Raw genomic sequence first — 17,292 nt, 5'->3', positions numbered from 1 at the left:
TGCGCGGAAAAGCGACATTCCCCGAAGGGAGGCCGCGTCAGGCCAGCGCCTTGCCAAGCCGCGGCAGCCGCGCCTTTTTGAGCAGCGCGCGCATGGTCCAGTCCTCGCCCGACAGCCGCCGGGCCGTCGCCAGCACATCCTCTGCCACCGCGCGCACCGGGTCGGGACTGGCCTGGAAGTATCCCAGCAGGAAGTTGTCGGGATCGACCCGCGACAGCCCGTCCTCGGCCAGCACCTGCTGCGGAAAGTCCTTGGCGTTGGTGGTGACGATGACATCGGCATGGCCCACGACGGCCGCCGCCAGCACATGGATGTCGGCCGGATCGGGCAACCAGAAGCGATCTTCCTGCCCGGGCTGAAGCCGCACCTCGGACCGCGGCCAGTTGGCCTGCAGCATCGCGATCTCGCCCCGCGCCTGTGCCTCGACCTCCGCGCCGAAACGGCGGCCGGTATGCGCCCATTCCTCGAGGATGCGGGGCGACCACAGCGGCTGGTAGAGCCCGGCCCGCGCGGTGCCGATCAGCATTTCGCGCATCACCGTGGGATAGAGCACGCAGGCGTCGAGCAGCGCCTTCATAGCCGGTAGAACAGCGCCTTGAGGTAGCCGCTTTCGGCCAGTTGCGGGTGCATCGGGTGATCGGGGCCCGCATAGCCGGTGTGGATCAGCGTCCCCTTGCGCCCGGCCCGCCCGATCCCGCGGGTCGAGGCCTGCCGGAACTTCGACAGGTCCGCCGCGTGCGAGCAGGAGCAGAGGCCGAGATATCCACCCTCGTTCACCAGCCCGGCGGCCAGCCGCGCGACACGTTCATAGGCCCGCAGCCCCGCCTCCAGCGCCTGCTTGTTCGGAGCAAAGGCGGGCGGGTCGCAGATCACCACGTCAAAGGTCTCGCCCGCGTCGGCCAGCGCGGTCATCACGTCAAAGGCATCGCCCTTGCGGGCCGCGAACCGGTCGGACATGCCGCCGGCCTCGGCCCCCTGCGCGGCGAGGTCGAGCGCCGGTTGCGATCCGTCGACGCAGAGCGCGCTCTGCGCCCCCGCCGCCAGCGCGGCCAGGCCGAAGCCGCCGACATGGGAAAAGACGTCGAGCACGCGGGCGCCCTTGGCCAGGCGCTGCGCAAAGGCATGGTTCGGCCGCTGGTCGTAGAACAGCCCGGTCTTCTGGCCGCCGGTCAGGTCGGCCATGTAGGTCGCGCCGTTCATCGGCACGGCCACGGGCGCGTCGGGGGCGACCCCGGCCATCACCGCGTCCACGTCATCGAGCCCTTCCAGCCCGCGCGCCCGTCCGCTGGCGCTCTTCAGCACGTTGGCGCAGCCGGTGACCCTGACCAGCGCGGCCACCAGCGGCGCGATCAGCACGTCGGCCCAGGCGGCGTTCGGCTGCACCACGCAGGTGTCGCCGAAGCGGTCGATCACCGCGCCGGGCAGCCCGTCGGCCTCGGCGTGGATCAGCCGGTAGTAGGGCGCGTCGAACAGCCGTTCGCGCATCTCCAGCGCCCGGCTTATCCGCGCGGCGAACCACGCCTCGTCCGGTGCCGCAGCGCCCGCCTCGTCCAGCACCCGCGCGAAGATGCGCGAGTTGGGGTTCACCGCCACCAGCGCCAGCGGCGCGCGCTCGGCATCCTCCAGCAGCGCGACGGTGCCCGGCGCGATGCCCTTGGTGCGGCGGTCGGTGACGACCTCGTTGTCATAGACCCAGGGTGCACCGTGGCGGATGGCGCGGGCGTTGGCCTTGGGCTTCAGGCGGATCACGGGGATGTCGGATGTGCTCATGCGCCCTCCTCTACTCCGTCTTCGGCCGCCCGGGAAGGGCCGGAACGCCGCTGTCCGCTTGCCCTGCCCCCGCGGCAGGGCTAGCTATTCCGCATGGCCGATCCCACGCCCTACACCGAATATCACAAGGACGGCTCCGTCTGGGCCCGGGGCCAGAAGCTGGACGACCTGCCGACGGGGTACTGGGAATGGTTCCGCCTCGATGGCACGCGGATGCGGTCGGGCCATTTCGAGGCCGGAGAGCCCGTCGGCGAATGGACCACCTACGACAAGACCGGCGCCGTCTACAAGGTCACCACCCGCAAGCCCAGGCCACCCCGCTGACCGCCCGCACACCCGCACAATGGCCCGCGTCGTGCCGTTGTTATCGCTAACATCGCCTGTTAAGATGACGCCAGGACCAGGAGACGCGCCATGCCCCTCAACCCAACCATCGCCGCCGTGACCGACCGGATCCGCGAACGCTCCGCCCCCACGCGCGAGGCCTACCTGGCGCGGATGCACGCGGCGGCGGAAAAGGGCCCGGTGCGTGCGCACCTGACCTGCGGCAACCAGGCCCATGCCTATGCCGGCATGCCCGCCGATCAGGACGCGCTGTCGAAGGGCCACGCCCCCAACATCGGGATCGTGACCGCCTACAACGACATGCTCTCGGCCCATCAGCCCTATGAACGCTTCCCGGCCCTGATCCGCGACACCGCCCGCGCGCAGGGCGCCACCGCGCAGGTCGCGGGCGGCGTGCCCGCGATGTGCGACGGCGTCACCCAGGGCCAGCCGGGGATGGAGCTCTCGCTCTTCTCGCGCGACGTGATCGCGATGGCGGCGGGGATCGCGCTGTCGCACAACTGCTACGACGCGGCGCTCTACCTCGGCGTCTGCGACAAGATCGTGCCGGGCCTTGTGATGGCCGCGGCGACCTTCGGGCACATCCCGGCGATCTTCCTGCCCGCGGGGCCGATGCCCTCGGGCCTGCCGAACGACGAAAAGGCCAAGGTCCGCCAGCAGTTCGCGGCAGGCGAGGTCGGCCGGGCCGAGCTTATGGCGGCCGAGATGGCGTCCTACCATTCTCCGGGCACCTGCACCTTCTACGGCACCGCGAATTCGAACCAGATGCTGATGGAGTTCATGGGCCTGCACCTGCCCGGCGCCTCCTTCGTGAACCCGAACACGCCGCTCCGCGACGCGCTGACCGTGGCGGGCACCGAACGCGCGCTCGAGATCACGGCGCTCGGCAACGACTACCGCCCGGCGGGCGAGGTGCTGGACGAACGCGCCTTCGTCAACGGGATCGTCGGGCTGATGGCGACCGGCGGGTCGACCAACCTCGTCCTGCACATGCCGGCGATGGCACGGGCGGCGGGCATCCAGCTCGCCACCGAGGATTTCGACGAGATCAGCCAGGCCACGCCGCTGATGGCCAAGGTCTATCCCAACGGCCTGGCCGACGTGAACCATTTCCACGCCGCCGGTGGCCTCGGCTACATGATCGGCGAACTGCTGAAGGCGGGCCTCCTGCACGAGGACGTCAAGACCGTCGCGGGCGACGGCCTGTCGCGCTACACCGAGGAGCCGTTCGTCGAAGGTGGCCGCGTCACCTGGAAACCCGGTGCGGGCATCAGCCAGAACGACCGCATCGTGCGCCCGGCCCACGATCCGTTCCAGCAGACCGGCGGGCTGAAGCGCCTGCGCGGCAACCTGGGCGACGGGATCATGAAGGTCTCGGCGGTGAAATCCGACTACCACGTGATCGAGGCGCCCGCCCGCATCTTCGAGGACCAGGCGGCGGTCAAGACCGCGTTCAAGAACGGCGAGTTCACCGAGGACACGGTGGTCGTCGTCCGCTTCCAGGGCCCGCGCGCCAACGGGATGCCCGAACTGCATTCGCTGACCCCGACGCTGGCCGTCCTGCAGGACCGCGGGCTGAAGGTGGCGCTGGTGACCGACGGCCGGATGTCCGGCGCCTCCGGCAAGGTGCCCGCCTGCATCCACGTCGCGCCCGAGGCCGCCGACGGCGGGCCGCTGGCGCAGTTGCAGGACGGCGACATCGTCCGGGTCGACGCGGTGGCGGGTACGCTGTCCACCCCCGCCGACCTCTCGGCCCGCGCGGTGCGCCAGCCGGACCTGTCGGCCAACGGCTTCGGCATCGGCCGCGAGCTCTTCGAGAACTTCCGCCGCTACGCCGCCCCCGCCACCGCCGGTGCGTCGAACGTCGTCTGACATCTTCATCTTGCTGAAAAAACTCCCGCCGGAGGCATCCAGACCATGACGCCCGAAACCGCCAGCACCCATGCCGAGCGCCTTTGCCGCCTCGCGCCGGTGATCCCCGTCATCACCATCCACGACGCGGCCGATGCCCGCCCCCTGGCCGAGGCGCTGGTCGCCGGCGGCCTGCCCGTGCTCGAGGTCACGCTGCGCACGCCCGCGGCCCTCGACGCGATCCGTGCCATGGCGGGGGTCGAAGGGGGCGAGGTCGGTGTCGGCTCCCTGCTCACCCCCGAACAGGTGACCGAGGCGGTCGCCGCGGGCGCGACCTTCGGCGTCTCGCCGGGCGCCACGGACAAGCTGCTGACCGCCGCCGAGCAGGCCGGCCTGCCGATGCTTCCCGGCGCGGCCACCGCGAGCGAGGCGATGCGCCTCCTGGAACGCGGCTACCGGGTGCAGAAGTTCTTTCCGGCCGAGGCCTCGGGCGGGGTGGCGGCGATCAAGGGCATCGGCGCGCCGATCCCGGGGATCCTATTCTGCCCGACCGGCGGCGTGACCCCGCAGAACGCGGGTGACTACCTCGCCCTGCCGAACATCGCCTGCGTCGGCGGGTCCTGGGTCTGCCCCGAAAAGCTGATCGCCGCGGGCGACTGGGCCGCGATCGAGGACCTGGCGCGCGAGGCCGCAGCGCTCGGCGGCTGACCGGCGCGTCCCGTTGGAATGTGGTCGGCGCCGGTAGGACCCCGCGTAGGGCGGGGTTCCACCCCACCCGCGCCACCGCTCACTGCATCCGCCCGCGCCGTCCGCCGCGACGCCCTGACGGCACCATGCCCGCACGCCCCTCGCGCAGGATGCCGGTCATCGGGTGGTCCGGCGCCTCGGCCCCGTAGGTCTCGATCAGCGCGTCCAGCGCCGGGCCCGTGTCGGTGCCGTCCGGCAGGCTCAACGCCCAGTCCATGAAGATCGACCGGCACTCCTCCAGCCCGATCCCCTCGATCCGGTAGCTTTCCCGGATCAACCCCTTGGGGTCGTTCACGTCCCTGATCATCCGCTCTCCTCCTCGTATCCCGCCAGCGCCCGGTCGATCACCGCCGCCGCCCGCCCGGTCGCTTCCTCGTACCGCGCCTCGAGCGCGGCGATGTCGCTGGCCCCGGTCTCGCGCAGCAGCATCTCGCGCCCGCCCTCGCCGATCGCGTCGGGGTCGAGCGGGCGGTCGCTGAGCAGTTTCGCCACCTGCCCCAGCTGCCAGCAGAGGTCGTAGGCCGCCAGCAGGTCGGCGCGGTCGCCGACCGACAGCCAGCCGCAGTCCACCGCCCCGTCGAGGCCGGTGACCAGCGGGCCCGAGGGCACGCCGCCGATCAGCGCGCCCGCCTGGGCGATCAGCTCGATCTCCTGGTTTCGTCCGGGGCCGGTCTTGACCTCCCAGGCGTCGGGCGTCCGGGCCTGGGCAATGCGGCTGCGCATCTCGGCCACGGCCGACAGGATCTCGTCCCGGTCGCGGCCACGGGCCTGCAACTTGTCGCGGAAGGCGGTCACGTCATCGCCAAGCGCCGCGCCCTCGGCCCCGACCGCGGCCACGACGCGCGCGCGGGTCATGGCCAGGTGTTCCCAGACCCAGGCCTGGTCCGCCTGGTAGTCGCGGAACGACGGCCAGGAGGTCGCGACCGGCCCCTGGTTGCCCGAGGGGCGCAGCCGCATGTCGGCCTCGTAGAGCCGCCCTTCCGACATCGGCGCGGTCAGCGCGGTGACCAGAGCCTGCGTCAGGCGGGCGTAGTAGGTCCGCACGTCGAGCGGGCGGCGGCCATCGGACGCCTCGGCCGTGCCCGCGTCGTAGATCACGATCTGGTCGAGGTCGGACCGTGCATTGAGCCGCCCGGCGCCCAGCGATCCCATGCCCAGCACCACCGCGCCGCGCCCCGGCAGGTCGCCATGCTTGCGCGCGAACTCCGTCGCGACCACCGGGAAGAGGCAGCGCAGCACCGCCTCGGCCAGCTCGGCATATTCCGCCCCGGCGGCCTTGGCGTCGATCAGCCCGCGCAGGTGGTGCACCCCGATGCGGAAATGCCAGTCCTTCTGCCAGCGCCGGGCGGCGTCGAGCTTGCGTTCATAATCCGCCTCGGTTTGCAAAGTAGTGTCGAGGTCGTTGCAAAGCGTGTCCAGCCCCGGCCACTTGGCAAAGAAATCCCCCCCGATCACCGCGTCGAACACCCCCGCATTGCGTGACAGGTAGGCCGCCAGTTCCGGCGCGGTGCCGACGATGTCGCCCAGCAGGTCGATCAGCTGGGGGTTCGCCTCGAAAAGGGAAAAGAGCTGCACACCCGCGGGCAGGCCCGACAGGAAATGGTCGAACGCCACCAGCGCCTCGTCCGGCTTTGCGGCGCGCGCCAGCCGTTTCAGCATCTCGGGCCGCAGCCGTTCGAAGATCGCCCGCGCCCGTTCCGACCGCAGCGCCGGATAGCCGCGCCAGCGGGCGACGATGGCCTCGTCAAAGGTGATCTGAGGCGCGGCCGGATCCTCGGCCGGGGTTTCGAACCCCTCGCGGGCAAAGAAGCCGTCGGTGAGGTCGCGCACCTCTTCCAGCCGGCCCCGGACCTCGGCCTTCAGCTCTGCGGCGTCGCGGTCCATGAAACAGGCCAGCCGCGCGAACCCCTCTTCGGTGGTCGGCAGGGCGTGGGTCTGTGCGTCATTGACCATCTGCACCCGGTGCTCGACCTCGCGATGCGCGCGGTAGGCGGCGGTCAGTTTCTCGGCCATGTCGGCGGGGATCCAACCCTTCTGCGCCAGCAGCGCCAGGGCCGGAACGGTGCCCCGCACCCGCAGGTCCGGATCGCGCCCGCCCGCGACGATCTGGTGGAACTGGGCAAAGAACTCGATCGCGCGGATGCCGCCGGTGCCCTGCTTCATGTCAAAGCCGGGCAGATCAAGCCCGCCGTGCAAGCCCTTGTGATCCTTGATCCGGACCCGCATGTCATGGGCGTCCTGGATGGCCGCGAAGTCGAGGTGGCGGCGCCAGACGAAGGGTCGCAGCTCCTGCTGGAAGCGCTCTCCCCGCGATGTCCCCGGCACAGGGCCGCGCCTTGATCCAGGCCGCCCGCTCCCATGTCCGGCCAAGGCTTTCGTAGTAGCGCTCCGCCGCCTCCATCCCCAGGCAGACCGGCGTGACCGAGGGGTCGGGCCGCAGCCGCAGGTCGGTGCGAAAGACGTATCCCTCCCCGGTGATATCCGACAGCATGGCCGCCCACTTCCGCGTCGCGCGGATGTAGGCGGGCCGCGCCTCGAGGAAGGCTTCGGCGTCGAACCGCGTCTCGTCGAACAGAACGATCAGGTCGATGTCCGAGGAATAGTTGAGCTCCCCGCCCCCATCTTGCCCATGGCAAAGGCGACCATCCCGGTGCCGGTGTCCAGATCGCCCTCGTCGATCCCCGGCAGCTTGCCCCGCCGCACCTCGTGGGCCAGCGCCGCCCGCATCGCGCGGGCCACGGCCAGGTCGGCGAAATCGGTCAGCCGCCCGGTCACGCCCTCCAGTGCCCAGACCCCGCCGAGGTCGCAGAGCCCGGTCAGCAGCGCCACCCGCCGCTTGGCCCGACGCAGCTCGGAGGCGAGATCGTCCTCCAGTCCGCCGACGCGCGCCATCTCGGCATCGAAGGCACCCTCGGGGTCGTCCAAGGCTTCGGCCAGCCAGTCGCCTTCCTTCGCCATGAGCCCCGACAGGTAAGGGCTGCACCCGCCCGCGCCGCGGATCAGATCCGCCGCCGCGCCGGACAGGCCGGGCATCAGATCAAGCGCCTCGCCCCCCCGTTCGGCATCGAAGGGGCGCGGACAGCGGGTCATGCGGGAGGCGATGGTCATGCCGGCACCTTACGCCCGCGCCCGGGCTGGTCAATCCGCCGCCACACTGGCAGAACCTGCGGAACAACCATCGCGGAGGCCCCATGAGCAAGAGCAAGAAACGCGTCATCCAGGCGCTCGAGGATGCGGGCATCGCTGCCGAGATCGTGGAACTGAAAGAGGCCAAGACCGCCCAGATGGCCGCCGACGGTGTCGGCTGCGCGCTGGACCAGATTGCCAAGTCGATCATCTTCCGCGGCGAGGACAGCGGCGAGGCGGTGCTGTTCCTGACCGCGGGCGGCAACCGGGTCGACGATGCCAAGGCCAGCGCGGTGGCCGGAGAGCCGCTTGGCAAGGCCGACGCGGCCCTGATCCGGGCGCAGACAGGGTTCGCGATCGGCGGCGTGGCGCCCGTGGGGCACCTGAACCCGATCCGCGCCTACCTCGACCCGCGACTCATGGACTTCGACGTGATCTGGGCCGCCGCCGGTACGCCGCACCATGTCTTTGCGCTGAAACCGGCCGATTTGCCCCGCCTGACGGGCGCGCAAGTGGCTGATTTCATTAGCTGAGCCAGAAAAATGTAAAAAAGCTTCACATCGACCCTTGCGGGAAGGGCCGCGGGTTGCCATCTGTTGCAATGTGAAAAGCATTCACATCGACCCAACAACGGAGATGACCACGATGACCCCCGCCACCGCAACGGCCCAGACCTATGAAAGACCCATGGGTTGGCTGTCGAAAAGCGAGGCTTGGCTCGACAGCAAGGGCAAAGGCGCCTGGATCGCCGTGATGATTTTGGGCTTCATCTTTTTCTGGCCCGTTGGCCTCGCCCTTCTTGCCTACATGATCTGGAGCAAACGCATGTTTTCGAAATCCTGCGGCCGCCGCGGCCGGAACCATGAAATGCGCCGTTCGGGCTATGCCGCGATGAAATCCAGCGGCAACACCGCCTTCGACGCCTACAAGTCCGAGACGCTGCAACGGCTCGAACAGGAACAGGAAGCCTTCGAGGCCTTCCTCCAGCGCCTGCGCGACGCCAAGGACAAGGCCGAGTTCGACCAGTTCATGGACGACCGCGACCGCCGTGCCCGCGAAGAGGCCGAAAAGGACGAACGCGAAGACGCGTGAGCCCGCTGGCCCGGACCGGCCCCTCGTTCCCCGGGGGCCGGTTCCCATTTCAGGACATGATACGATGACGATGTATTACGACGCCCTCGCCCTGCCCGATCCCGATACGCAGCCCGAATTCTATTCCGGCGTGCCGCTCAAGCGCCTGCTGGCCTGGATCGTGGACACCGCGCTGATCCTGGCGCTCTGCCTGCTGGTCCTGCCCTTCACCGCCTTCACCGGCCTCTTCTTCTTCCCGCTGCTGATGATGGTGACCGGCTTCCTCTATCGCTGGGCCACGCTCAGCGGCGGCTCGGCGACCTGGGGGATGCGGCTGCTGTCGATCGAAATCCGGCGCGCCGACGGCGACCGCCTGGATGGCGGCACTGCCTTCCTGCACACGATGGGCTACACGATCTCGATCGCCTTCTTCGTGGTGCAGCTGGTCTCGATGGTGCTGATGGCCACCACCTATCGCGGCCAGGGGGTAAGCGATTATCTGCTGGGAACGGTGGCGCTGAACCGCGCCGCCTGACCTGCAAGGCCCTCTGCGAAAACACATATGGGGCGGCTCGGGGCCGCCCAAATCGCTGCGGAACTCTGGTATTGGCCTGTTGGGTGGGGGCTGGTAACGTGCGATCCGGGAATCTGCCAACTTTATCGCATGCGTCATACCTTACCGCTCGCACCACAATTCTATGTGACGGCCCCGCAGCCCTGTCCCTATCTGGACGGGCGGATGGAGCGGAAGCTGTTCACCGCCCTGCAGGGCGACAATGCCGGGCGGCTTAACGACTGCCTGTCCAAGCAGGGTTTCCGGCGCTCGCAGAACGTCCTTTACCGCCCCTCCTGCGCCGATTGCGCGGCCTGCCTGTCGGCCCGGATCGCGGTGGCCGATTTCCAGCCCTCGCGCAGCCAGCGGCGGACCCTGAACCGCAACAGCGCGCTGACCCGCACCGCGACCTCGCCCTGGGCGACCGAGGAACAGTACGACCTCTTCCGCAGCTACCTCGACAGCCGGCACGCCGACGGCGGCATGGCCGACATGGACGTCTTCGAGTTCGCCGCGATGATCGAAGAGACGCCGATCCGCTCGCGCGTGGTCGAATACCACGATCCGCAGGACGGGCTGACCGCGGTGTCGCTGACCGACGTGCTCGATGACGGGCTGTCGATGGTCTATTCGTTCTACGACCCGAACCGGCCAAAGGAATCGCTCGGCACCTACCTGATCCTCGACCATGTCGAGATCGCGCGCGAGGCGGGCCTGCCCTACGTCTACCTCGGCTACTGGGTGCCCGGATCGCCCAAGATGGGCTACAAGGCCAAGTTCTCGGGGCTGGAGCTCTACGTCGACGGCAAGTGGCAGAAGATGACCCGGCCCGAGGATTACGAGAGCGAGACGCATCCCCTTTCGGTCGATCCGATCGGCGAGCAGGTGGCGAACATCACCCTGCCCGACGTCCGCCCCGCCACCCCGCGGGACTGACCTGGCACCTTTCGGCCTCCGCCGCCCCTGTCACGTGACATGAAAACGCCGCGCGACTCTCCGTCACGCGGCGCAACTGTTTCGCAATCCCGGGCGATCACATCCCGATCAGCTGGTCCATGCTGATCGATGGCTGGTCGCAGCCGGCCTCGCCCACGATCTTGGCGGGCACCCCGGCGACCGTCTTGCAGGGCGGCACGTCGTGCAGCACCACCGACCCCGCCGCGATGCGCGAGCAGTGGCCGATGCGGATGTTGCCCAGCACCTTGGCCCCGGCCCCGATCAGCACGCCATCCTCGATCTTGGGGTGACGGTCCTCGTCTTCCTTGCCCGTCCCGCCGAGTGTGACGGAATGCAGCATCGAGACGTTGTCGCCCACGACGGCGGTCTCACCGATGACGATGGAATGCGCGTGGTCGATCATCACGCCCTTGCCCATCCGGGCATTGGGGTGAATGTCGACGCCGAAGATTTCGCTGACCCGCATCTGGAAGAAATACGCAAGGTCGCTGCGCCCCTCGCCCCAGAGCCAGTGCGCCACGCGATGCGCCTGCAGCGCCTGGAAGCCCTTGAAGAACAGCACTGGCTGCAGGAAGCGATGGCAGGCCGGGTCACGGTCATAGACCGCCGCGATGTCCGCCCGCGCGGCATCCGCCAGCCAGGTGTCCGACCCGAACGCCTCGTCGCAGATCTCGCGCAGGATCTGCGCCGACATCTCGTGGCTCGCCAGCTTGGCCGAGATCCGGTAGGCCAGCGCGCGTTCCAGCGTCGGGTGGTGCAGCACGGAGGAATGGATCAACCCGCCCAGAAGGGGCTCATCCCGCACCGCCTGTTCAGCTTCGGTGGTGATCCGGGCCCAGACCGGGTCCAGCTTCGCCAGTTTCGCTCTCGTCTCGGCCATGGTCCGCCCTCTCGCGTTTGCAGCGACAGGGTACCAGATAGCGATGCCCGCGGAAAACGCAAACCCGTGATGCGGTCAATCACGTGGAAAAATGGCCACGCAGGGTCAAGCCGACAGGACAAGCTCCCGGAACGGACCGGCGCCGTAGAGCGCCGACACCTGCGCCACCCGCACGGTGAAAAGCCCCGCCGCCAGCCCGTCCGCCGCCTGCGCGGCGGCGCCATAGGTCCATTCCGACTGGTTCACCTGCACCTCGCGCAGCAACGTGCCTCCCTGCTCGACGCGCACGAGGTAAAGCTCCCGCTCCTCGCCAAGCGGCACGTCGAGGCCCTCCCAGCTGTCGCCCCCGATCCGCGTCCGCCGGACCCAATCGACGACAACACTGCCGCCCGACCAGCTGCCCGAAAGATGCACCGGCGCATACGGCCGCAGCCCGTTGCCGTCGAAGGCCAGCACCTCGTGCCGATAGGACGGATCATCCACCGGCCGCAGCGCCGGCCCGATGCGGTAGTGCCGCGCCCGCCCGCGCTGATCCAGCCGCATGCCGATCTGGTCCGGCACCCCGTTCATCAGCACCACGCGACTGCCGGCGGGCCAGGTGGCGGGCATCAGCGCATCGCTGCCCAGCTGTCCCCGCAACCGGTGCCGCAGCACCCATGTCTTCGGTGCGACCAGCTCGGCATCGCGGAACTGGAACAGCTCCCAGTTGCCCGACGTGCCGTCACCGATGGCGACAAGGTTCGCCCCCGCGAGAAACGCGCTCTCGGTGACCGAGGCGAGCGTGCCACTCGTCAGCTTTACCTGCAGCCCCTCTCCGTAGTCGATCACCCCGACCGGCCCCGCCGCCAGCGCGGTCTCGGTGTAGCCCACGGTCGACCGCCGCGTGACCTCGGAATTCAGCGCATAGCCCGCGTCCTCGTCCGAGGCATAGACCGCCACCGCGCCGGGCCAGGGTGCCGCCGTCACCGCCAGGTGCGGCGCGTGCGGCACCTCCTCGCCGGTCATCAACGGCAGGTCCAGGAACAGCGGCAGCACCGGCACCGGCGGCACGAACCGGCTGAGAGTCGCGCCATCCTCCTCCATGTCCACCGGGCGGTAGGTCTCGGGCTCGATCCGCACCGCCTCGACCAGCGCATGCGGCCCCTGCTCCACCCGGTCGATCCGGAAGAGCCCCGCGCCATCCGCCACCGGCAGCTGCACCACGTCGCCCGCGCCAAGGTCCCGGCGCGACGGCGGCAGCGCGATCCGGACCCCGTCGCGCGCCACCCGCGCCTCGCTCAGCCATCGCTCGAGCACCTGGCGCCCCTCGCCGCGCGTCATCGCCAGCGGCACCTCCGACGACGACACCGCCCGGCTCTTCTCGTCCGGCAGCACCGCCTCCTCGGCGACGACCGCGAACTCGGCATCCGCCTCGAGGAACTTCAGCCGCAACCGCCCCGACAGCTCCGCCTCGGGTGTCCGGGTCTCCTCGATCCGGCCCTCCAGCTCGTCCGTCACCGCCAGGTCGTCCTCGCCCAGCACTGCCGTCGCCTTGCCGTCCCGCATCCGGAACCGCAGTACGCCCTCCCGCTCGACCGCGTCGAAACCATAGCGCAGCATCAGCGGCTGCAACCCGCCCCGCGCCGCGCCGACCTCGTCCAAAACGTAGCCGCTGACATGGCCGTGGAGCGCCGAGACGTCGAAGGCCTCCAGCCCCGCGTCCCGGCAGAACTCGGCCACGACCGACGCCAGCGACCGCCCCGAGGCGCGCCCGGTGATCCAGTGCCCGGCACCGTAGTTGCCCCCGTCGCTCCAGACATCCAGCACGCGGGGAAACGCCGGGAAGGGCCGCGCGTCCCAGGCCCAGACATGGGCGCGGCCCATGTCGATCATCCGCCCGCCGTATTCCACCGAAAGCGGGTTCTTCACCGGGTCGGCCCAGTATTCGTGCATCACCCGCAGGTACTGCGCCTGGATCACCGGATCGCGTCGCCCGGTCGAAGCGCGCGGCAACGCGCTTTCCGACGACTTGGGATCGAGGAACAGGTTCGGCTGGTTCGTCCCCTTGTCGACAGCGGCACACCCCAGTTCGGTGAACCAGATCGGCTTGCCCTCGGGCAGCCAGGCGGTCGGCGCGGCCTGCCGCACGCCGCCGATCCGCTCGTGGTGCGGGGACGACCACCAACTGCGCAGGTCCTTGTAGCGATAGACCCACGGCTCGCCATGGGCGCCGTCGGTGATAGGGGTGCGGATCTGCGCCGCCGCGGCCTCGGGGGAATGGTAGAACCAGTCGAACCCCTCGCCCCCCTCGATATTGGCGGCAAGGTAATCGGGATCGTAGATCGTCCCCCAATGGGCATCGAGGTGATCGTCCCCCTCGCGCCAGTCTGACAGCGGCATGTAGTTGTCGATCCCGACGAAATCGACCTCGGGATCGGCCCAGAGCGGATCGAGGTGAAAGAACACGTCGCCCGACCCGTCCTGCGGGTGATAGCCGAAGTACTCGCTCCAGTCCGCGGCATAGCCGATCCTGGCACCCGGCAGCAGCACCCGCACCTCGGCCGCCAGCGCGCGCAGGGCATCCACCGCCGGGAAGCTGTTCCCCGCCCCCCGCGCCTGCGTCAGGCTGCGCATCTCGGACCCGATGCAGAAACTGTCGACCCCGCCCGCCGCCGCACAGAGCGCCGCGCAGTGCAGGATGAACCGCCGGAACCGCCACTGGGCCGGGCCGGAATAGCTGACCGCCCCCGGCGACACCGCGAAATCCGCGGCCGAAGCCGTGCCGAAGAACGTCGCCACCTGCGCCGCAGCCGTCGCCGTGCCGTCCGGCGATCCGGGCCGGCCGGGGGCCTCGGACAGCGTGATCCGCCCCCGCCACGGCAGGGTGGGCTGGTCGTCCGCATCGCTCCACGGATCGGGCAGGCCGTTGCCCGCCAGCTGCTCCATCAGGATGAAGGGATAGAACATGACCCGCTTGCCGCGCGCGTTCATCTCGCGGATCGCCTCGATCACCGAGGCATCCGCCGGCGTCCCGCCGTAGACCGGCCGCCCCCAGGCATCGCTGCCGACCACGCCCGCCGTGTCCCGGTCGAGCCCGGCAACCGTCCAGGGCATCTCGCGCCCGTCAGCCTCCTTGTGTTCCACCCGGGGCCGCACCTGGCACTGACCGCAGCGCAGGTCGTCGCCGAACCAGCTCACCACCAGCGAAATACCCTGGCAGTCCACCAGGCTCGCGTCCAGCTCGTCCAGTGCGGTCGGCAGGTCGGCCTTGCCCGACGCGGTGTTCACGTTCGCCATCCGCACGGTGCCGTGACCGTGGTCAAAGCTGACCGGCGTGGTCGCGAGCGCGTATTCCCCGCTGCCCGGCATCATCGCCACCGCCCGCACCGCGCGGGTGGGCGAAAACGCGCCCTCCGGCTGTCCGGCGGGCGCGGGTCGGATCACCTCGATCGCGAATTGCGGCACCCGGTTGCCGAACGGCTCCAACGCGAGGTCCTCGAACACGACATAGGCCAGCCCGCGATAGGCCGGCACCTGCCCCGCACCTTCCATCGCCTCGATCCGCGGATCGGGCAGTTGCGTCCCGGACCCGCGATAGACCCTGATCGACAGCGTATCCTGCGCGATCTGCATGCCGTCCGCCCAGATCCGCCCGATTCCCGAGATCTCGCCTTCGCAGAGTGCAACCGCCAGGCTCACCCGGTAGCTGTAGCTGCGCGTTTTGGGCTGCGACGGGGCGCCCTTGCCACCGCCCGAGGTGGTGACGATCTCCTCGAACTGCGAGGCCCAGATCACCTGCCCCGCAACTCGCATGCGGCCATAGACGCGTGCCACCGGATCGCCTTCGCCCACGCCGGTCAGGCGGAAATGATCGACCTTGCCGGTCTCGACCACCTCGGACCCCTGCCCCAGCAGCCGCTGGTCTATGACCCGGCCCAGCGTCGCGCCCACGAACCGTCCCGCCGCCGCGGCCGACAGCCCAAGGACCGAGCCGCCGATCGACCCGCCGACCGCCGCGCCGACGGCGGAAAGGATTACCGTTGCCATGACTGTTCCCCCGCGTTCAGTGTCCCGCCGGAAAGGCGAACCGTGCCACGATCCGCCGCCGCCAGGGCAGGCTCAGAGGGCTTTCCACTACGCCCTGCCCGGAATAGGCGTGCACGAACGACGCCCCCGCCCCGATCCGGCCCGCGATGCCCAGATGCTTGGCCACCGCGCCGTCCCGCATCCGGAACAAAAGCACGTCGCCTTCCGCCTCCGCCGCCAGCGGCCTTGGCACCAGGTGCCGCAGCGCCGCCGCCCACAAGAGCTCTTCGCCCTGCGGCTCGGACCAGTCCTGCGTGTAGGACGGCACCGCTTCCGGCTCCGCCCCCAACACCTCGCGCCAGACACCCCTGATGAGGCCCAGGCAATCCGCCCCCGCCCCCTTGGCCGAGGCCTGGTGCACGTAGGGCGTCCCGATCCAGCCGCGCGCCGCCATGGCCATCGACACCTCGCTCATCGCCGGCTCCCCCCGCCCGTCTCGCCCGAACGCGCCGGGGCCGTCATCAGCCAGTCCTCGCCAGGAATGTCCGGAAAACCGCGATAGTTCAGGACGTTGTCGAACTTGACCCGGCAGGTCTCGAACCGCTTGTCGCAGCCCGCCTCCAGCCGGATCACATCACCGGACGCAATCGCGGCGCGGATCGGCTGCCACAACTCGATCCACCGGATACCGTCGACGACATGATCGCGCTTCACCAGCCCCGCAAGGCTGCTGGCTGCCCCGTCCAGAACGACCAGGCGCCCGCGCGTGAACCAGCCGGCGTCGAACCCGTCGAGATCGCCGAACCCGAAGGCCTGCGCGTCCTCCACCAGGTCCACCTACATCTCAGCCGAGAACAGCGGTTCGGACAGCGCGACCTTGCATCCCGCATCCCCCAGCACCGCCGTGCAGGGCCGCTGGTAGACCCGGCCGATCGGCTGGTTCAGCGCCTCGGTGAGACCGCGCAGTTCCGCCCGAAAGGCCCCGCCCGCGCGCCGCATCTCTCCGATCGTGCCGCGGAACACCACCTGCCGCGCCGCGACATCGGCCCAGTTCACCAGCCACGCCGTCAGCGCCGCCCCGTCGAAGCGCCCCGCCTCGATATCCGTCTCGCGCAGGGCCGCGTCGCTGAGCGCCCCGATCGCCTCGGAATTGTCGACCGAGAGCCCCGTGCCCTGCTGCAGCGCAAGCGCACTCAGCCCGGTGTCTGCGCGGAACGTCACCCCGTCGAACGACAAGTCGCGGTCGTGATCGGTGAAGCCGAGCGCCACCCCGTCGCGCCGGACGATCGTCCAGCAATGCGCGGTCGTCGTCGCGCCGCTTTGCAGGTGCGCCTTCAGCGCGGGGTCGAAGCTCATACCCGCACCTCCACCACCGGCACGCTCGGCACGTCGCCCGCCCGGAACGACGCGACCGAGACCTGGATGCGGTCCGTGTCGAACCGCACCGGCACGTCGAACTCGAAGCCTGCCGTGATCTCGTCCCCGAAGGCCGGCACCTCGGCCAGGATGATCAGACCCGTCGCCGTATCGACCTCGTAGTGCAGGCCTTCCTGCAACTCGTCGCCGCCGACCCCCAGTCGTACCGTCCCCGCCACCGGCTTGGTGATCGGCCGCAGGTACTCCTGCCCGCCGGAACGATACCGCTTGGCCAGCTGCACCTCGTCCACCACCCCGTCGCCATAGGCGATCACCTGGTCCTCGAAATGCACCTCGGCCGCGGTGGCGACGGACTTGTAATCGGCCCAGTCCTTCCAGCGGAACCCAAACAGCTGTCCCTGCCGCGCCTCGAAGAACGCGATCAGGGCCTCGACATCGTCAAGCGAGCGCATCGCGACGCCGGCATCGTAGCGCCGCCGGGAATGGGCCCAGGGCGTGTTCCGCTCCTCGAACCCGTTGGCCAGCGTGACGACATCCGTCCGACGTTCCGGCCCGCCGACCGAGCCAAAGCTCAGGTTCGCGGGAAAGCGCACCTCGTGAAAGCTCATCG

At 69.7% G+C, this 17,292-nt stretch carries 15 protein-coding genes and 2 pseudogenes; 7 read left to right on the top strand and 10 right to left on the bottom strand.

Annotated features, from left to right (window positions below; all coding sequences use genetic code 11):
- Positions 1 to 37: 37 nt before the first annotated feature.
- On the bottom strand, positions 38 to 577 hold the full coding sequence (locus ACE2AC_RS00900) for an RSP_2648 family PIN domain-containing protein (protein WP_375690259.1): 540 nt from the start codon (positions 575 to 577) through the stop codon (positions 38 to 40).
- Positions 574 to 1,770: an RSP_2647 family RNA methyltransferase gene (locus ACE2AC_RS00895; protein ID WP_375690258.1), complete on the bottom strand. Its 1,197-nt coding sequence runs from the start codon at positions 1,768 to 1,770 to the stop codon at positions 574 to 576. Before ACE2AC_RS00895 ends, ACE2AC_RS00900 begins: the two co-directional genes overlap by 4 nt.
- 93 nt (positions 1,771 to 1,863) lie before the next feature.
- Here ACE2AC_RS00895 and ACE2AC_RS00890 point away from each other — a divergent pair, with 93 nt between their 5' ends.
- The 3 genes from ACE2AC_RS00890 to eda all read left to right on the top strand — a co-directional run bounded on the left by ACE2AC_RS00890 (position 1,864) and on the right by eda (position 4,674).
- A complete protein-coding gene (locus ACE2AC_RS00890; protein WP_375690257.1) occupies positions 1,864 to 2,094 on the top strand; it encodes a toxin-antitoxin system YwqK family antitoxin in 231 nt (76 codons plus the stop codon).
- Between the two features lie 90 nt (positions 2,095 to 2,184).
- Entirely contained in the window at positions 2,185 to 3,987 is a 1,803-nt protein-coding gene (gene edd / locus ACE2AC_RS00885) for a phosphogluconate dehydratase (protein WP_375690256.1), read from the top strand.
- Between the two features lie 45 nt (positions 3,988 to 4,032).
- Positions 4,033 to 4,674 (top strand): bifunctional 4-hydroxy-2-oxoglutarate aldolase/2-dehydro-3-deoxy-phosphogluconate aldolase, encoded by a 642-nt coding sequence (gene eda / locus ACE2AC_RS00880; RefSeq protein WP_375690255.1) that lies wholly within the window; start codon positions 4,033 to 4,035, stop codon positions 4,672 to 4,674.
- A 79-nt stretch (positions 4,675 to 4,753) separates the two neighbouring features.
- Here the strand turns inward: eda and ACE2AC_RS00875 are convergent, their stop codons facing one another.
- From ACE2AC_RS00875 to ACE2AC_RS00865, 3 genes and pseudogenes are all read right to left on the bottom strand, one after another.
- Complete coding sequence (locus ACE2AC_RS00875) at positions 4,754 to 5,020, bottom strand: hypothetical protein (RefSeq protein WP_375690254.1); 267 nt, start codon at positions 5,018 to 5,020, stop codon at positions 4,754 to 4,756.
- Positions 5,017 to 7,038, bottom strand: a complete 2,022-nt coding sequence (locus tag ACE2AC_RS00870; protein ID WP_375690253.1) for a glutamine-synthetase adenylyltransferase — start codon at positions 7,036 to 7,038, stop codon at positions 5,017 to 5,019. The genes ACE2AC_RS00875 and ACE2AC_RS00870 overlap by 4 nt, the downstream gene beginning before the upstream one ends.
- Positions 6,941 to 7,671: pseudogene (locus ACE2AC_RS00865) on the bottom strand (hypothetical protein). The gene ACE2AC_RS00870 and the pseudogene ACE2AC_RS00865 overlap by 98 nt, the downstream one beginning before the upstream one ends.
- A gap of 233 nt (positions 7,672 to 7,904) precedes the next feature.
- Here ACE2AC_RS00865 and ACE2AC_RS00860 point away from each other — a divergent pair.
- From ACE2AC_RS00860 to ACE2AC_RS00845, 4 genes are all read left to right on the top strand, one after another.
- Positions 7,905 to 8,372 (top strand): YbaK/EbsC family protein, encoded by a 468-nt coding sequence (locus ACE2AC_RS00860; RefSeq protein WP_375690252.1) that lies wholly within the window; start codon positions 7,905 to 7,907, stop codon positions 8,370 to 8,372.
- Between the two features lie 112 nt (positions 8,373 to 8,484).
- Positions 8,485 to 8,931: a DUF2852 domain-containing protein gene (locus ACE2AC_RS00855; RefSeq protein WP_375692051.1), complete on the top strand. Its 447-nt coding sequence runs from the start codon at positions 8,485 to 8,487 to the stop codon at positions 8,929 to 8,931.
- 64 nt (positions 8,932 to 8,995) lie between these two features.
- Positions 8,996 to 9,445 (top strand): RDD family protein, encoded by a 450-nt coding sequence (locus tag ACE2AC_RS00850; protein ID WP_375690251.1) that lies wholly within the window; start codon positions 8,996 to 8,998, stop codon positions 9,443 to 9,445.
- 129 nt (positions 9,446 to 9,574) lie between these two features.
- Complete coding sequence (locus tag ACE2AC_RS00845) at positions 9,575 to 10,399, top strand: arginyltransferase (RefSeq protein ID WP_375690250.1); 825 nt, start codon at positions 9,575 to 9,577, stop codon at positions 10,397 to 10,399.
- Positions 10,400 to 10,496: 97 nt separating this feature from the next.
- Here ACE2AC_RS00845 and cysE read toward each other — a convergent pair whose 3' ends face one another.
- From cysE to ACE2AC_RS00820, 5 genes and pseudogenes are all read right to left on the bottom strand, one after another.
- Positions 10,497 to 11,300: a serine O-acetyltransferase gene (cysE, locus tag ACE2AC_RS00840; RefSeq protein ID WP_375690249.1), complete on the bottom strand. Its 804-nt coding sequence runs from the start codon at positions 11,298 to 11,300 to the stop codon at positions 10,497 to 10,499.
- 105 nt (positions 11,301 to 11,405) lie between these two features.
- The gene (locus tag ACE2AC_RS00835; RefSeq protein WP_375690248.1) at positions 11,406 to 15,326 is read right to left on the bottom strand and encodes a glycoside hydrolase/phage tail family protein; all 3,921 of its coding nucleotides are present in this window, start codon (positions 15,324 to 15,326) and stop codon (positions 11,406 to 11,408) included.
- A 16-nt stretch (positions 15,327 to 15,342) separates the two neighbouring features.
- Positions 15,343 to 15,780, bottom strand: a complete 438-nt coding sequence (locus ACE2AC_RS00830; protein WP_375690247.1) for an NlpC/P60 family protein — start codon at positions 15,778 to 15,780, stop codon at positions 15,343 to 15,345.
- Positions 15,777 to 16,661, bottom strand: a pseudogene (locus ACE2AC_RS00825) (DUF2163 domain-containing protein). Before ACE2AC_RS00825 ends, ACE2AC_RS00830 begins: the two are co-directional and overlap by 4 nt.
- Positions 16,658 to 17,290, bottom strand: coding sequence for a TIGR02217 family protein (locus ACE2AC_RS00820; protein WP_375690246.1), 633 nt, complete (start codon positions 17,288 to 17,290; stop codon positions 16,658 to 16,660). Before ACE2AC_RS00820 ends, ACE2AC_RS00825 begins: the two are co-directional and overlap by 4 nt.
- Positions 17,291 to 17,292 lie beyond the last annotated feature (2 nt).

Origin of the sequence: Pseudooceanicola sp. LIPI14-2-Ac024 (assembly GCF_042188925.1) — a bacterium.
In the GTDB taxonomy this organism is placed as follows: domain Bacteria; phylum Pseudomonadota; class Alphaproteobacteria; order Rhodobacterales; family Rhodobacteraceae; genus Pseudooceanicola.
This window is presented reverse-complemented; position numbering and strand designations above follow the sequence as displayed.

Bases quoted from the DNA above. Each gene is read 5' to 3' on its own strand.
- ACE2AC_RS00900 (WP_375690259.1), bottom strand. From the start codon at position 577: ATGAAGGCGCTGCTCGACGCCTGCGTGCTCTATCCCACGGTGATGCGC.
- ACE2AC_RS00895 (WP_375690258.1), bottom strand. From the start codon at position 1,770: ATGAGCACATCCGACATCCCCGTGATCCGCCTGAAGCCCAAGGCCAAC.
- ACE2AC_RS00890 (WP_375690257.1), top strand. From the start codon at position 1,864: ATGGCCGATCCCACGCCCTACACCGAATATCACAAGGACGGCTCCGTC.
- edd (WP_375690256.1), top strand. From the start codon at position 2,185: ATGCCCCTCAACCCAACCATCGCCGCCGTGACCGACCGGATCCGCGAA.
- eda (WP_375690255.1), top strand. From the start codon at position 4,033: ATGACGCCCGAAACCGCCAGCACCCATGCCGAGCGCCTTTGCCGCCTC.
- ACE2AC_RS00875 (WP_375690254.1), bottom strand. From the start codon at position 5,020: ATGATCAGGGACGTGAACGACCCCAAGGGGTTGATCCGGGAAAGCTAC.
- ACE2AC_RS00860 (WP_375690252.1), top strand. From the start codon at position 7,905: ATGAGCAAGAGCAAGAAACGCGTCATCCAGGCGCTCGAGGATGCGGGC.
- ACE2AC_RS00855 (WP_375692051.1), top strand. From the start codon at position 8,485: ATGACCCCCGCCACCGCAACGGCCCAGACCTATGAAAGACCCATGGGT.
- ACE2AC_RS00850 (WP_375690251.1), top strand. From the start codon at position 8,996: ATGACGATGTATTACGACGCCCTCGCCCTGCCCGATCCCGATACGCAG.
- ACE2AC_RS00845 (WP_375690250.1), top strand. From the start codon at position 9,575: ATGCGTCATACCTTACCGCTCGCACCACAATTCTATGTGACGGCCCCG.
- cysE (WP_375690249.1), bottom strand. From the start codon at position 11,300: ATGGCCGAGACGAGAGCGAAACTGGCGAAGCTGGACCCGGTCTGGGCC.
- ACE2AC_RS00835 (WP_375690248.1), bottom strand. From the start codon at position 15,326: ATGGCAACGGTAATCCTTTCCGCCGTCGGCGCGGCGGTCGGCGGGTCG.
- ACE2AC_RS00830 (WP_375690247.1), bottom strand. From the start codon at position 15,780: ATGAGCGAGGTGTCGATGGCCATGGCGGCGCGCGGCTGGATCGGGACG.
- ACE2AC_RS00820 (WP_375690246.1), bottom strand. From the start codon at position 17,290: ATGAGCTTTCACGAGGTGCGCTTTCCCGCGAACCTGAGCTTTGGCTCG.